The following is a 14,972-nucleotide window of genomic DNA, read 5'->3' on the forward strand; positions in this document are numbered from 1 at the left end:
ATAAAACTTTACTGAATAATGGGGGTATAACGATGAACAAGATGAAAGCTTTATTCCTTCCGATGGTTCTGCTGGCCGGTGTATTGTCTGCATGCGGAGGGGGCGGTGGATCCGCATCAGGCGGAGCGGGCTCCGATGGAAACAGCGGAGAAAAGAAATTGACGATAGGCGTTTCCTATCAAAACCTGCAAAATGAATTTGCCATCAACATTCAAAACGCAGTGAGGGATAAAGCCAATGAGAAGGGAGTAGAGCTTCTGGAAGCGGATGGTCAGGGGAAATCCGAGAATCAGATTGCCCAAATTGAAAATTTTATCAACAGACAAGTCGACGCCATCATTCTTAACCCTTATGACAAGAATGGTGCCGCCCCTGCCGTAGATCTTGCGGTAGCCGCCAAAATTCCGGTGATTGTCGTCAACTCCCAAGTATCCAATCTGGATAAAGCGACAGCCTTTTCGGGATCGGACGATGTGGTCGCAGGTAAGCTTCAAATGCAGTTTATCGCCGATCAATTAGGCGGTAAGGGAAATGTGGTGATTATTCATGGACCGAATGGCAACTCTGCAGAGATCAGCCGGACGGAAGGCAATAAAGAAGTGCTGACCCAATATCCGGATATTAAGGTTCTTGCGGAGCAGACAGCGAATTGGGACCGCGCACAAGCGTTAAATCTGATGGAAAACTGGCTGCAAACGCATAAAGACATCGATGCGGTTGTCGCACAAAATGACGAAATGGCTTTGGGCGCATACAAAGCGATCGAGGCGGCCAAGAAAGCAGACGATATTCTGGTGGTAGGGATCGATGCCATTCCGGATGCGCTCAAATCTGTCGAAGCGGGGCAACTGGCCGCTACGGTATTCCAGGATTCGCACGGTCAAGGCAGTAAGGCGGTAGAACTGGCGATCCAGGCGGCTAAAGGCGAATCCGTCGAACACATGAACTACATTCCTTTCCAATTGGTGACAAAAGAGAATTTAAGCGAATTCAAAAAATAAGGGGATAACCAGTGAGGGTGGAGCAGAATGCAGGGGAAAATGAAAGCGGCTGTATTGGTAAAGCCCGGAAAGATTGAAATCCAGGAATGGGATATCCCCATTCCGTCCAAAGACGAGGCGCTGGTTCGGATTAAAGCGGTTGGCCTGTGCGGGTCGGATGTCCATTACTATGAACATGGAAAAATCGGTCCCTATGTGGTGGGAAAGCCAATGATCCTCGGACATGAAGCGGCCGGTGAAATCGTTTCGTTAGGCAGCGACGTCCGTCATCTAACGGTAGGCCAGAGGGTAACGATAGAGCCGGGGGTCACCTGCGGACGCTGTCATCATTGCAAATCGGGCCATTATAATTTATGTCCCAAGGTCGAATTTTTAGCTACACCTCCTTACGACGGCGCTTTTTGTGAATATATCGCGATCCGTGCCGACTTTCTGTATCCGGTACCCGATCACATGAGTTATGAAAGGGCCGCCCTCATCGAGCCTTTCTCCGTAGGGCTGCATGCTGTACGAAGAGGCCGTTTAAAGCCCGGAGAAACCGTTGTGATCATGGGTATGGGACCGATCGGCATTCTTGCTTTGGCAGCAGCCAAAGCCGCCGGCGCCAAACGGATTATAGGCGTGGACCTGGAGCCGTTTCGTTTGGAACGGGCGCTGCAGATGGGGGCGACGGATGTGGTTCATCTTCGGAAAGAGGATGCGATCGAGGCGATCAACCGGATCACGCATGAACAAAAAGCGGATCTGGCGATTGAAACGGCGGGGAACGGAAAAGCGGCACAAGCTGCGCTGCGCTCCGTCCGCCGTGGCGGCCGGGTCGTTCTGGTGGGTCTTCCGCAGGAAAGCGAAACGCCTCTGAGCATCCCTTATATTGTTGATAATGAAATCGATATTTACGGCGTTTTCCGTTACTGCAATACGTATCCGACCGGCGTAGCCTTACTGGCCGATGATGATATTGATCTGGGGCCGGTCATCACCGATTATATGACTCTGGAGCAAACGGCGGCGGCTTTTGAAAAAGCGATCAAAGAGAAAAACAGCACGTTAAAGATCATCATTTGCCCATAATTGTTTTATATCGAAAGGGGATGCCCGATGAAAGCCGTTTATTATAATAAAGCTATGGATTTTTCCGTTCGTGAAACAGCCGATCCTGTGGTGAAGGATCATCAGGTGCTGCTTAAAGTTCATTCCTGCGGTGTTTGCCGCACAGATATTCACCTCCATCATGGGGAATTTATGGCAGGCTTTCCCCTGATTCCCGGTCATGAGTTTGTGGGTGAAATTGCAGCGGTGGGCAAGGATGTGACCGGTTTTAAGCCCGGGGACAGGGTTTGTGCGGACAATACGGAGCTGTGCGGGCATTGTTATTACTGCAGGCGCAACCAGCCGCTTTACTGCGAGAACTTTTACTCGTTAGGCGTAAACGGCCCCGGAGGGTTTGCCGAGTATGTGGCGGTCAACCATGATAAAGTATTTCACTTAGGCGATTTGTCTTATGACCAGGGCGTTCTGGTCGAGCCGACGGCATGCGCCGTACACGGTTTGGATATGATGGATGTCAAACCGGGGGATGATATCCTCCTGTTCGGAACGGGACCGACGGGCATCATTTTGGCGCAGCTATTAAAGCATGCGGGAGCGGCAAATCTCGTTGTGGTGGCATCGGATGAACGAAAATTGGCCGTAGTCAAGGAACTGGGCGCTGATGAGACGGTTGTGATGAACCGCAGCGACTATGCGGCGCATGAAAGCAAGCTTTTTGAGAAATTTCCCAAGGGCTTTGATATGGTGATCGACGCTACAGGGGCAAAGGAAGTGATTCAGCAAATGCCCAAGTTCGCCAAAATGGGAGCCAAGATTGTCATTTACGGCGTAGCTTCTGTCAGCGATGAGATCACGATTAGTCCTTACGAGGTATTCAGGAAAGAACTGAAAATCATCGGATCCTTTGCGCAAACGCATTGCTTTGACCGTGCGATCGCCTTTATCCGTAACGGGATCGTGAAGACTGACGGATTGATTACTCACCGGTTCAAGCTTGAAGATTTCGGCAAGGCGATTGAGCAGGTCGAAACGGGAAGAGGCCATATCAAGGTTGTAGTCGATGTCCAATGATGGGATAGACGTTCATCGCATGTTGTTTTCCCGGTAAATCTGGAGAGCCACTGATCGGTAACTTTCAGTTGGCTCTCTTGTTGTTATCCGGCGATTCGAAGGCTACCTGCCGATTACCATTTTCTGCTGCCCAGCAATTTTTCGCCTAATGGTGTAAGTACAGCCCGGTCATATTTGGTCCGCTCCCAATGGCGGGGATCTCCCGGGAAGGCATATCCTTCAGGCGTCAGTCTTTCGCTCCAGGAAGCGATTCTCGATTGAATCAACGCTTCATTATGCTCCTGTGCAGGGAACATGGAAATGTATTGGGCTAGACGCGGTTTGGTGGAGTGGTTTGGACGGATGCCATGCGGCTGCATGCTGTTGAATATCAGCAGATCACCGGCTTTGGTCACCACTTTGGTCGGGGTGTATCCGGTTGTATCCGGTTTATACGGATCCCGGTCCGCAGGCTGTGTTTTTACCCATTCATGAAAATCCCTGTACAGCTCGGGAATGCACTGGAAACCACCCATTTCAGCGTCCGTGTCGACAAGGGATAGAACCCCCTGCACATTTACGGGAATCGGGTTCAACGAAGTGTTGACGTCCCAGTGAATGAAGCTTTTGTAATCATGCCCCGGTTTTATCGGGAGATTGAGGTTGCAGCGGTCAATGCTTACCCATAATTTTTCCGTACCCCATATATCGACAAAGGCGTGGTATACTTTTTCATACATGCGGTTGTCCCACAAATACTGATGATTATAGAGCTCCACCATACCGGTATTCATCAGTTCTTTCATTTGCATTTCCCGCCGGGGAGCGGTGTACCAGGTAGAAGGATCCTTAGGGTCCTTTTCTTCAAACTCCCAAATCAGATCGACTAAACGATCGATATGCTCCTTCGGGACGGCTTCTGAAACAATCACGTAACCGTTTTCTTTCCAGAACTTCCAATCCTCTTCACTGAGCACTTTGAGAGGCTCGTTATTCACGCGTTGATTCAATGGAATGGTAATTTCAAGGATATTGTTCAGCACTTCTTCTTTTTTCATAGCGTTATCCTCCTTCATTTGGGCTGCATTGTGAAATGCTCTTGCAGTGTCAGGTTAATGTATGAAACGCATTTCATGTCAAGGGGAAAATTTTAAAAATGTTAAAATGAATCTGGGGGGAGGGAAGTGGCTGATGCCGAATATTAAACAAATTGCTAAAATCGCCGGGGTTTCCGTATCTACGGTTTCCCGTGTAATCAATCATCATGCGTATGTAAGCGAAGACAAACGCAGGGCTGTCATGGAAGCGATCGTGCAGTTAAACTATTCGCGCAATCTGAATGCCGTTCATCTCAGCAAAGGAACAACGAATATTATAGGCGTCATGGTGCCGAGTATAAATCACGCGTATTTTTCCAGATTGATGGAGGGCATCTCGAGCGAAGCCCTCATGAAAGATTACCAGCTCATGGTTTGCCAAACCAATTATAACCCCGTCAGCGAAGGCAAAGTTCTGGACATGCTGAAAATGAAACAGATGGACGGCATTATCATAGGCTCGAAAACACTTGCGTGGGAACAAATCGAACCCTTTACCGAATACGGTCCCATTGTAGCGTGTGAGGATGCGGGCACGTCAGCGATCTCTTCTGTTTATCTGGATCATTACGATTGTTTCCGACAGGGAATGCGTTATTTAATAGAAAGAGGACACCGACAGATCGGATTCTGCCTGGGCAGGGCCGACAGCGCTAACAGCCTGAAGCGCCGGAGAGCATATGAGGATGCGTTGGCAGCGATTCACGAGGCCGTTCGGGAAGAATGGATGTTTTATCAATGCTTACGCATTGAAGACGGTTTGGCCGTAGTGCACCAATGGCTTCGGATGAGAGAACGGCCGACGGCACTTTTGGTGACAAGCGACCAAGTGGCGGCAGGGATTATTACGGAGGCCCGAAAGAATGGGATCAGAATACCGGAGGATCTTGCTGTCATAGGATTTGACAATCAGCCGATCGCCCAAGTGTTTGATCTGACGACGATAGATAATCAGCTGTTTGAAATGGGGAGTGCAGCATTTCAGATGGCTTATGATCACATCACGAAGAAAAGAACAAAGCCCGAAAACCGGGAGCTCGGGTATCTATTGATTGAGCGTTCTACCGTTTGAACTTGTCATCGCCACAACGAAATACGAACACACATTTGTATCCAATAAATACAAACGTGTGTTCGTAAATAAGCCATCGTGTAAAGAACGCCAACCAGATTGTCACCCATGAGGCAATACAATGTCGATTCGGGTGCCTTTATTCAATTCACTATGAATATTTAATTTTCCGTTATGAGATTCGATGATTTTATAGCTGAGCATTAAACCCAGTCCTGTGCCTTGCTCCTTGGTAGTATAAAATGGCTCCCCGATTTTTTTCAACCGGTCTTCAGAAATGCCGATTCCCTGGTCGATGAATTTGATGTACACTTCGTTCTGCTCCTGAGTGATGCTGCATTCTATGGTGATGTCCCCGCCGCGGGGCATGGATTCAACGGCATTTTTCAAGATGTTGATAAATACCTGTTTGATTTGGTTTTCGTCGCAATTGATGGCTACCTGCTCATTCTCATAGAGCACGCGGATATTAACGTTATTGAGAATGGCTTGCGTATTCATTAAGGAAATGACGTGCTCGAGAATGGTGCTCAATTTTACTTTTTTGAATTCAATCGGATTCGGTTTGGCTAAATACATGAATTCGTTGACAATCTCATTGATGCGGTCCAGCTCGGAGATCATAATTTCATAATAATCTTTGTAAGAATCGTTCTTTTCTTTTAACAGCTGGGAGAATCCTTTAATCGAGGTCAGCGGATTACGGATTTCATGGGCTACACCCGCCGCCATTTGACCTACGAGGGACAGCTTTTCGGATCTTCGCATGAATTCTTCCGTTTTCTTTCTCTCCGTGACATCCCGAAATACACTTTGAATCATGGATTCCCCCATGTATTTGTAAATATGGATGGCCGACGACTCTACTTCTACAATATTTCCGTCTAACCGGACTAACTTGAATTCGAAAAATCCGGTACTGTGATCGTTGTTCAGGACGGTATCCAGTCTTCTGCGCACTTGTTCCTGGTCATGCGGATGGAACAGTTCAATAAACGAATGTCCGATTAAATCCAACGGGTCCTTTGTGGCGAACAATTTGAGTCCCGCATCATTCACATAAATAATGGTATCATCCTTGTGAAGCAGGATCGGCTCCGGAGAAAGCTTAAGCAGCCGCTGATACTGCCGCTCCGTTACCTTTCTGTCCGTAATATCCAGAATCGTCCCGATCAGTGCGGGCTTGCCCCGAAAAAGCGTTAACGTTGAATTTCCCTCCAACTCCACAATCGAGCCAGCCTTGCTTATCCCCCGAACTTTATAATCCCGATTCATGACATCCTTGGCGTCAGGCTCTTGACCATACGTTAATTTATTGATCATATAGTCCCGCTCTTCACGGACGAATAAGTCAATCAAATCCAGTGTCGCCATTTCACTCTGCGTATATCCGAAAATATTGGAGAACACCGGGTTGGCATATACGATTTTCCCGTCCTGGTACAAATACACACCGACTAAGGCGTTTTCCACCAGGCACCGGTAAAGCGCCTCGGCCTCCAGCAGGGCTTTTTCCGCATCGATTCTTTGGGTGATATCGATACAGGAGGCGATGACTTCTATGACGGCGCCGTCTTTCTTGATCGGTTTTAAGGAGACCAGATACGTTAGGCCGTTTTCCTCGCCTTCATATATGACATTTTCTTCACCCTGCCAGGCTCGTTCGTAAAATTGTTCTTTGAAAACTGCCTTCTCCGGCGGCAAAAATTCTTTCAGTTCCCTTCCGACGATTTTCTCGGGAGAAAGTCCCAACCGGTAAATGAGATCGCCGTCGCATAGCGTATGAATAAACCGACCATCGATTTTTTTGAATTTAAAGCTCATCCCTTGCTGATACCGTATTGTTTGTTTATGCTCTTGCTCAATCAAATCCAGCTTTTCCAAATAATCATGCGGGATGACTTCTCTCATGAAAAGAACCGCCGGATGATGATGTTCAGGAGGTAAAGCCTTCAACCGAACGATGACAGGGCTCCCGTCTTTCCGCTGTATCGATAAGTGATCAATCTCGACAATGTTGGCAGGAGGTACCTTCAAAACATCCAAATGGTTTTGAAAGGGAAGTGGACGTCCTATCAATTCATCTTCGTTCCATCCGAATAGCCTTGTGAAGGAAGGATTGGTTTTAAGTACGAATCCCTTATTATCCAATATACATAGAGCATCGAAAGAATGGATAAAAAGTGAATCCATAGGAAAAGAAGAATCTATCTTACGTATCGATTCCACAAAACACTACCTCCATATTTTCGATAATCAGCTTATTTACTGTAATTAGCAATATTTCGACATTTCCTATTTTTTTCCTCCCCGATATCATGCATGGGGGCAAAAAATTATGTAAAGGCAATCCGCCGGTATGCACGGAAAGAACGTCATATTGAAACGCAAATGCGAATAAACATGTGTAAAGCATGATCCTTGTCCGACCTTTACGCGATTTGGATACTAAAGCGAAAGGAAGAACCAGACCATGGAAGACATATCTCCAATCGTTTCCATCTTGGGGATCGGTACGGCCGTCCCCGCTTTCCGGATGGATCAGGCCGATGTATCACAAAGGTTGGCCGAAGCTTTAAGGGAGCAACCCCATTCCGCCCGCTGGGCCAAAAGAATATTCAGGCAGTGCGGAGTGGAAACGCGTTACACATGCGAGCCGAACCTGCTCGAACCCGCACCCGGGTGCCGTTATTTCTCCAGCGCTTCCATAGAAGGCGTCCCTACCACTGCCGAGCGTATGGCAACGTATAAGAAAGAGTCTGTTCCATTGGGCCTGGAGGCGGCAAGAAAAGCACTATCGGACAGCGGTATGACGGAGTCCGGCATCACCCATTTGATCACGGTCAGCTGTACCGGTCAATTTCTGCCGGGCATGGATGCCGTTTTGGTTCAACAGCTGGGGCTGGCGTCTACGGTTAACCGGCTTCCGCTGCAATTTCTGGGCTGTGCCGCCGGATTGAAGGCCATTAATCTATCGAGGCAGATCGTCTCGGGTACGCCGTCCGCCAAAGTGCTCATCGTCTGCGTAGAGCTGTGCACGCTTCATTTTCAGCCCTCCGGCGACAAGGAGGCTCTATTCGCCGCTTCTTTCTTCGGTGACGGAGCTTCCGCCTGCATTGTAGGCTGCGCCGGAGCCGGCCATAAAGGCATTTTTCAGCTGGGCGGCGATTATTCCGTACTCATGCCCGAATCCGCTGATGAGATGGTGTGGGAGGTGGGGAATTATGGCTTCCACCTTTACCTGTCCCCGAACATTCCCCGGCTGATCGGCAGATGGCTTCCCGCTGTGTCGGGACATCTGACCGCCGGGGAAAACAGGCCCGAGCTGTGGGCGATTCATCCTGGAGGGCGCGGGATTATCGATGCGGTCCAGGACGTGTACGGGCTTACGGATGAGCAGGTCGATTCCAGCCGTGCCGTACTTCGCCGTTATGGCAATTTATCCTCCGCCACGATGCTTTTCGTGCTTGACGACATGAGGCGGCGGCTGCAGGATCGCCGCTCCGGGCCGGCAAGCGGGATGGCTGTCGCGTTCGGTCCCGGCCTTACGGCCGAAATGGCCCGAATCACTTATTTGCCGTCAGTTGTCGGGCAGGAACAGCTCATAGGTGATGCCCGTTGATGAAAAGGTTGAAACAGCGGGCCACCGAGCCGGAATTGATGGATGACTTTTCTCAAGGGGGACCTGAGCTTTGCGAAGCTTTGCGCCATTTGCGCAGGCTGAATCGAATCCTCGGCGCTTCGGCACCCACACTCTATGGAATCCGGAGGTTGTGGACGGAAGCGGACAAGCCGGAACGCTTGTCTATCCTGGATATCGGCTCGGGCTCGGGCGATATCAATCGGAAGGTTCTGCGATGGGCGGACACGAACCGGATCCAGCTGAAGATCACGTTAGTGGACATCACGGAAGAAGCTTGCGAAGAAGCAAGGATGTATTATCGCGGCGAACCCCGGGTTCAAGTGCTGCACGGCGATGTGTTCAAGCTCCCGGAAGCGTGCGCGGATCTGGTTACGGGAACGCAGTTTGTTCATCATTTTGCTTCGGATGAGCTGCCCGAGGTTGTCCGAAGCATGCTGAAGGCCTCCCGTATCGGAGTCGTCATCAACGATATTCACCGGCATTGGCTCCCTTGGGCGGCGGTGTGGATTACGGCCCGTCTTGTTTCGCGCAACCGGTATATTGTCAACGATGGTCCCTTGTCCGTGGCCAAAGGGTTCCGTCCGGCGGATTGGGACCATCTCGGCAAAGCGTTAGGCGCATCTGAATTATTTTATGCCTGGAGACCGCTGTTTCGGTATGCGGCTGTCATCCGTAAAGACAGGGTCCAGTTCAACCGACGGAGCTGAGGATGATGAAAACAATCCGCGATGTGGCGGTGCTTGGGGCCGGAATCGCCGGCAGCAGTCTGGCCAAGGCTATGGCTGACAGGGGCTGGGATACGGTACTGATCGACCGTCATTCCTTCCCGCGTCATAAAGTATGCGGAGAATTTCTTTCCCCGGAATCGCAAAGCACGTTGAAGGCTCTTGGTTTGGGCGAGCTGGTCGAATCGCTTCATCCAAGCATGATGACCCGGGTTCGCCTGATCCTGAGCCATGGGGCGGTCCTGGACATTCCGCTGCCTGACCGGGCGTTAGGGATAAGCCGGTATGCATTGGATCAGGCGCTTCATAGCGCCGCCATCCGTTCAGGCGTGGATGTGCAGACTGCAGCCGCAGTCACATCCGTGTCCCAAAGCGGCGGAGGGTATACGATTGAAATCAGCAGGGAAGGGGAAAAAACGGTCTGTGAAGCGCGTGCCGTGATTGCGGCGTGGGGAGCCAACCCCCGATCAGGACTTCCGGGTCATCCTTCGAACCGATCCGCAAAAAATACGTTTATGGGTGTGAAATCGCACTATCGGGGGATAGACATGGACGCGGCGGTAGAGCTTTATTTTTTTCCCGGAGGATACTTGGGACTTGCCCCCGTCGAAGGAGGAATCGTTAATGCTGCGGCGCTCCTGAAGCGGGAAGCCTTTCGGGTCACGGGCAAATCGATACCGGAGATCATAGAGGCCGCCGGCCGGAAAAATCCGAAGCTTGATGCCAAGCTGGCGCAAGCTGTTCCGGTTCCCGGCACTCAGGCCGCCGTTGCCCCGGTCAAGCTCAACCGCCGGCCGGTCGCTTGGGATGTGATTCCCCGTGTGGGGGACGCTTCATTAATGGTGCCGCCGCTTTGCGGCGACGGCATGTCGATGGGCCTACGGTCGGCCCGATTGTGCGCAACCCTTGCCGACGGATATCTCCGCGGGGAGATGTCCCTTTCTGAATGGGAACGCGAGTATATGCTATCGGTCCGGAAGGAATTTACGGGTCCCCTCAGGTGGGGACGTCTGCTCCAATCGCTGCTCGGGTTCCCCGCAGTACCCCGCCTCCTGCTGGGGTTAGCGCATCTTGCGCCGGAATTGGCGTATGAGATGGTTCGGGCGACCCGGTTAAATGAAACGGATGTATAGAAAGAAAGCATCCGATCCATACGCAGAGGAGCTTCGTTATGGGGTACCGAATGCTTGCCGTCCTGTCTCATCGTTATCCCAAAACGGTTATTCTGTTTTGGTTCTTGTTCGCGGTCTTTTTCGGAATGTATGCTGCCAAGCTGCCTTCCGTTTTGAAGGATCACGGCTTGCTTCCGGACGGAGCCTATGTCAAGGTTCAACGTATGCTATCCGCTGATTTCCACATCCCTGAGGATCCCGTCATGCTTGTGTTTGAGAAACAGGATTCCTTATCCCCTGCGCGATTCCGCCAGTTCATTCAGCATACCCTGGACCGGCTGCAGGGAATCCGCGGGTTGACCGGCGTGATTTCCCCGCTGATGAACGAGGGGATGCTCAAGAATAATATTGCCTACGCACTGCTTGTTTTTGAACAACAATCCTATGAAATGAAGCCGGTGCTTGAGGAAATTCATGCACGCCTGCCGGACCACAGCGGAGTCACGGTGAAAATGACGGGGAAACCGGTGGTCCAGGCGGACGTCAACGCGGCTAGTCAACATGATTTGAAAAAGGCGGAGCTGATCGGAATTCCTGCGGCGTTCCTGATTTTATGGTTTGCTTTTGGCGGAATCGTTTCCGCCATGATTCCCATTATCATAGGAATGTTTGCAGTTACCGGCACCATGGGGATCATGTATTGGCTGGGGACCCGTATCGAGCTCTCCAACTTTGTGCTGAACGTCATCCCTATGGCGGGTCTGGCGCTGAGCATCGATTTCGCGCTGATGCTGGTCAGCCGATACCGGGAGGAGCTGGAAAGAGCTTCTGCCGGGCAGGCGCTGGCCACAACCATGCAAACCGCCGGCAGAGCCGTTTTATTTTCGGCAGCCTGCGTTTTTCTGGGCTTGATGGGGATATGCTTTATCCGTCTCCCGATGTTTACTACCGTAGCTTTAGGAGCGATGGTGGTAGTGGCGGTTTCAGTCCTGTTAACCATCACTCTGCTTCCGGCGCTTCTAACTATACTGGGGCCTGTCATCCGATCGGAAAAAAAGGCAAAATCCATTTCCGTGGAAATAAAGTTTTGGAATTCTTTATCGCTTTTTGTCATGAAGAGGCCATTTCGGATGGCGTTTTTGGCTTCGCTTGTGTTAATCGGCTGTCTTCTGCCTTTAACCCAAATGAAATTAGCCATTCCCGATGCCTCCTCGCTGCCTCAAAGCTATGATTCGCGCACGGCCGCCGAGACTTATCAAACCCACTTCGCACTTCCGTCAGCCTCGCATGTTTACATTGCAGCCCAAGGGAGTACGCATACTCTGACCAAAAAAGACTGGTTCAATACCTATGCGCTGATTCAAAGTTTGGAAAGCGATCCGGGCGTGCTGCGGGTGGATTCCGTGTTTTCCAGCCTGCGCATGCCGCCCGAACAGGCATACTCCCTGTTTCAAAGACCGATGATCAGAGAAAAATATGAGCCGGTGTTGAAGCGGTATGTGAAACAGCATCGAATGCTTATTCATGTGACCCTGCAGGGCGGTCCGTCGTCGAAGGAAGCGATGGATTGGGTCCGGCGTTGGGAGCAGAAAGGAATGTCAGGGGAAATCCGGTTCCTGTTGGGAGGAGAGGCAAAGTACCAGCAGGAGGTTTTTGATGAAATCTTTGACAATATCAAACACGTACTGCTGTTTATTTTCATTACTCAATTTGGTGTGCTGCTCTTCGCGTTCCGTTCGGTTCTCATTCCGCTCAAAACGATTCTGATGAATCTCCTAAGTCTGGGAGCATCGTTCGGCATCCTGGTATGGATATTTGAAGAAGGACGCCTGGGGATGGAGCCGTACAGCATTGCCATCATGATTCCCGTATTTATTTTCGGACTGGCTTTTGGCATCAGCATGGATTACGGGGTGTTTCTTCTGTCGCGCATATCGGAGGTGTACCGGCAAACGCAGGACAACGACCGCGCCATTCTGGCGGGACTAACCTCAACCGGCAGAATCATCACCTCGGCCGCCGCGATCATGATTGCGGTTACCGCACCCTTTGCATTCGGGGAGGTGGTCGGGGTCCAACAGCTGGGGATTGGCATTGCCGCCGCAATCTGGATTGATGCGACACTGATCAGGTTCATCCTGGTCCCCTCTTTTATGAAATGGCTTGGCAGGTGGAATTGGTGGGCGCCCCGGTGGCTGCAATAAGGCCGAAAACATGCAAAAGACCGGATTTTAACGTTGCCATTTGACTGATGGAGCGCTGGAGAGCTCCGACAGACAAATGGCTTCTTTCTGTTTACTTGAACGAAGGCAGCGGGCCGATTGCTTCTATAGGGCATCCTATATCAGCTGTTGCGTTCCCAATCCACCATGAATAGAGTGTTATATTTGACGAAATTGTGTAAAAAACATATAAAGATTGTGTAATAGATAAATTTATATTGTGTACTATACATTAATTGATGTACACTATATTAAAGCGAACCAAAGGAGGCAGTTACAGTATGGTCTTGGACTTTAAGGCTGTTCAACAGCAGCATGCTAACAACGCACATCACAACTTGTCCGTATCAAAATTAATTGAAACGGCATTGCAGAGAAAGGAAGGAGTACTGGCTTCCTCCGGAGCATTACGGGCATTGACGGGAAAGTATACCGGCCGCTCTCCTAAGGATAAATTTGTGGTGCAGGAACCGTCAGTAATGGACCATATTGCTTGGGGCGCCGTAAATCAGCCTATATCACAGCTTCAGTTTGAGAGGCTGTATCAAAAAGCGCAAAAATATATGGCGGAGCGGGAGCTGTTCATATTCGACGGATTTGCAGGAGCCGATTCAAAGTACAGGCTTCCCATTCGTGTCATCAATGAGTACGCTTGGCATAATTTATTTGTTCGTCAGCTGTTTGTCCGTCCGACGAAAGAAGAACTGCAGGCCCATCAGCCGGAGTTTACCGTGATCGCCCTTCCGGGATTGAAGGCCGACCCCGCCGTTGACGGTACCCGTTCCGAAACTTTCATCTGCGTTTCTTTTGAAAAGAAAGTCGTCCTGATCGGCGGCACCGAGTATGCCGGCGAGATGAAAAAATCCATTTTTACCGTACTGAATTATCTTCTTCCGTTCCAAGGCGTTCTTCCGATGCACTGCTCGGCTAACGTCGGAGAGAATGGGGACACCGCTCTATTCTTCGGGCTGTCGGGCACAGGGAAAACGACGCTTTCCGCCGACCCGAACCGCCGTTTAATCGGAGACGATGAGCACGGCTGGTCGGATCAGGGCGTGTTTAACTTTGAGGGCGGTTGTTATGCGAAATGCATAGGCCTCTCGGAAGAAAAGGAACCGCAAATTTGGCAGGCCATACGTTACGGTTCGGTGTTGGAAAATGTCGTTTTGGATGAAGACACCGGAATTGCCGATTACAGCGACAATCAGATTACGGAAAACACGCGCGCCGCTTACCCTGTCGATTATATTCCCGGCGCACTGATCCCGGGGGTTGCCGGACATCCGAACGTGATCATTTTCTTGACGGCCGATGCGTTTGGTGTGCTTCCTCCGATCTCCAAGCTGACGAAGGAACAAGCCATGTATCACTTCTTGTCGGGCTACACTTCGAAGCTGGCCGGTACGGAGAGAGGGGTAACGGAGCCGGAAGCGACGTTCTCCACCTGCTTTGGAGCCCCTTTTCTTCCTTTGCGTCCAAGCGTGTATGCGGAGATGCTGGGGAAGAAAATCGAGGAGCACAAAGCTAGAGTGTACCTGGTCAATACCGGTTGGTCCGGCGGGCCTTACGGCGTAGGGAAACGGATGAACCTTGCTTATACCCGTGCTATGGTGTCCGCCGCGATCAATGGCAGCATTGAACAAACGACATTTGTCGCCGATCCGGTCTTTGGCGTGCTTTGCCCCGAATCCGTTCCCGGCGTTCCAAGCGAAGTGCTGGTACCCAGAAACACATGGGAGGATAAAGCGGTGTATGAAGCGAAAGCGGCGGAATTGGCCGAGCGCTTCATCCAAAATTTCGAGAAATTTTCCGATATGAGCGAGGAGATTAAATCGGCAGGTCCTCGGAGAAAATAAACCTGTTACCCAAAACTGTGCTGCGTGAGCGGCACAGTTTTTTTTTTCGCGCGCGCCTAGCCAAGCTAGGCACAACTAGCCGGTGCAAGTCCGGCCGAGGTAAGAGCCAAGTCGCCTCGTAGCTGACGGGCAACTGGTGGAGAG

General features: G+C 50.7%; 11 protein-coding genes and 1 pseudogene. 9 read left to right on the top strand and 3 right to left on the bottom strand.

The window, feature by feature from the left end:
* Window positions 1-32: 32 nt before the first annotated feature.
* Genes BLT35_RS19400 through BLT35_RS19410 form a run of 3 tightly spaced genes read left to right on the top strand, consistent with a single transcriptional unit; the run spans window position 33 to window position 3,122 of the window.
* A complete protein-coding gene (locus BLT35_RS19400) occupies window positions 33-1,001 on the top strand; it encodes a sugar ABC transporter substrate-binding protein (protein WP_054817438.1) in 969 nt (322 codons plus the stop codon).
* A gap of 27 nt (window positions 1,002-1,028) precedes the next feature.
* The gene (locus tag BLT35_RS19405) at window positions 1,029-2,072 is read left to right on the top strand and encodes an NAD(P)-dependent alcohol dehydrogenase (protein WP_062409546.1); all 1,044 of its coding nucleotides are present in this window, start codon (window positions 1,029-1,031) and stop codon (window positions 2,070-2,072) included.
* Between the two features lie 27 nt (window positions 2,073-2,099).
* Window positions 2,100-3,122, top strand: coding sequence for a zinc-dependent alcohol dehydrogenase family protein (locus BLT35_RS19410; protein WP_054817439.1), 1,023 nt, complete (start codon window positions 2,100-2,102; stop codon window positions 3,120-3,122).
* A gap of 113 nt (window positions 3,123-3,235) precedes the next feature.
* On the opposite strand, the gene BLT35_RS19415 is transcribed toward BLT35_RS19410, so the two are convergent.
* Window positions 3,236-4,159, bottom strand: a complete 924-nt coding sequence (locus BLT35_RS19415; RefSeq protein WP_074729499.1) for a phytanoyl-CoA dioxygenase family protein — start codon at window positions 4,157-4,159, stop codon at window positions 3,236-3,238.
* Window positions 4,160-4,292: 133 nt separating this feature from the next.
* Between BLT35_RS19415 and BLT35_RS19420 the strand changes: the two genes are divergently transcribed.
* Entirely contained in the window at window positions 4,293-5,270 is a 978-nt protein-coding gene (locus BLT35_RS19420; protein WP_062409544.1) for a LacI family DNA-binding transcriptional regulator, read from the top strand.
* A gap of 102 nt (window positions 5,271-5,372) precedes the next feature.
* Here BLT35_RS19420 and BLT35_RS19425 read toward each other — a convergent pair whose 3' ends face one another.
* Both BLT35_RS19425 and BLT35_RS27955 read right to left on the bottom strand, forming a co-directional pair.
* Entirely contained in the window at window positions 5,373-7,181 is a 1,809-nt protein-coding gene (locus BLT35_RS19425) for a PAS domain-containing sensor histidine kinase (RefSeq protein ID WP_254777622.1), read from the bottom strand.
* A gap of 42 nt (window positions 7,182-7,223) precedes the next feature.
* Window positions 7,224-7,463, bottom strand: a pseudogene (locus tag BLT35_RS27955) (PAS domain S-box protein); the annotation flags it as partial.
* 280 nt (window positions 7,464-7,743) lie between these two features.
* Between BLT35_RS27955 and BLT35_RS19430 the strand changes: the two are divergent.
* From BLT35_RS19430 to pckA, 5 genes are all read left to right on the top strand, one after another.
* Window positions 7,744-8,892: a type III polyketide synthase gene (locus BLT35_RS19430; RefSeq protein WP_074729501.1), complete on the top strand. Its 1,149-nt coding sequence runs from the start codon at window positions 7,744-7,746 to the stop codon at window positions 8,890-8,892.
* Window positions 8,892-9,620 carry a methyltransferase domain-containing protein gene (locus BLT35_RS19435; RefSeq protein WP_074729502.1) on the top strand — a complete coding sequence of 243 codons (729 nt, stop codon included), beginning with the start codon at window positions 8,892-8,894 and terminating at the stop codon, window positions 9,618-9,620. The genes BLT35_RS19430 and BLT35_RS19435 overlap by 1 nt, the downstream gene beginning before the upstream one ends.
* 2 nt (window positions 9,621-9,622) lie before the next feature.
* On the top strand, window positions 9,623-10,771 hold the full coding sequence (locus tag BLT35_RS19440; RefSeq protein WP_254777623.1) for an NAD(P)/FAD-dependent oxidoreductase: 1,149 nt from the start codon (window positions 9,623-9,625) through the stop codon (window positions 10,769-10,771).
* A gap of 38 nt (window positions 10,772-10,809) precedes the next feature.
* Window positions 10,810-12,954, top strand: coding sequence for an MMPL family transporter (locus BLT35_RS19445; RefSeq protein ID WP_083351350.1), 2,145 nt, complete (start codon window positions 10,810-10,812; stop codon window positions 12,952-12,954).
* 299 nt (window positions 12,955-13,253) lie between these two features.
* Window positions 13,254-14,828, top strand: a complete 1,575-nt coding sequence (gene pckA / locus BLT35_RS19450; RefSeq protein ID WP_074729503.1) for a phosphoenolpyruvate carboxykinase (ATP) — start codon at window positions 13,254-13,256, stop codon at window positions 14,826-14,828.
* The last annotated feature ends 144 nt before the right edge of the window (window positions 14,829-14,972 follow it).

Origin of the sequence: Paenibacillus naphthalenovorans, from assembly GCF_900099895.1 — a bacterium.
Lineage (GTDB): Bacteria > Bacillota > Bacilli > Paenibacillales > NBRC-103111 > Paenibacillus_G > Paenibacillus_G naphthalenovorans.

What these genes read in the sequence shown, in the direction of transcription:
- BLT35_RS19405 (WP_062409546.1), top strand. Translation starts at nt 1,029, where the DNA reads ATGCAGGGGAAAATGAAAGCGGCTGTATTGGTAAAGCCCGGAAAGATT.
- BLT35_RS19430 (WP_074729501.1), top strand. Translation starts at nt 7,744, where the DNA reads ATGGAAGACATATCTCCAATCGTTTCCATCTTGGGGATCGGTACGGCC.
- BLT35_RS19415 (WP_074729499.1), bottom strand. Translation starts at nt 4,159, where the DNA reads ATGAAAAAAGAAGAAGTGCTGAACAATATCCTTGAAATTACCATTCCA.
- BLT35_RS19425 (WP_254777622.1), bottom strand. Translation starts at nt 7,181, where the DNA reads ATGAGAGAAGTCATCCCGCATGATTATTTGGAAAAGCTGGATTTGATT.
- pckA (WP_074729503.1), top strand. Translation starts at nt 13,254, where the DNA reads ATGGTCTTGGACTTTAAGGCTGTTCAACAGCAGCATGCTAACAACGCA.
- BLT35_RS19435 (WP_074729502.1), top strand. Translation starts at nt 8,892, where the DNA reads ATGAAAAGGTTGAAACAGCGGGCCACCGAGCCGGAATTGATGGATGAC.
- BLT35_RS19400 (WP_054817438.1), top strand. Translation starts at nt 33, where the DNA reads ATGAACAAGATGAAAGCTTTATTCCTTCCGATGGTTCTGCTGGCCGGT.
- BLT35_RS19445 (WP_083351350.1), top strand. Translation starts at nt 10,810, where the DNA reads ATGGGGTACCGAATGCTTGCCGTCCTGTCTCATCGTTATCCCAAAACG.
- BLT35_RS19410 (WP_054817439.1), top strand. Translation starts at nt 2,100, where the DNA reads ATGAAAGCCGTTTATTATAATAAAGCTATGGATTTTTCCGTTCGTGAA.
- BLT35_RS19440 (WP_254777623.1), top strand. Translation starts at nt 9,623, where the DNA reads ATGATGAAAACAATCCGCGATGTGGCGGTGCTTGGGGCCGGAATCGCC.
- BLT35_RS19420 (WP_062409544.1), top strand. Translation starts at nt 4,293, where the DNA reads ATGCCGAATATTAAACAAATTGCTAAAATCGCCGGGGTTTCCGTATCT.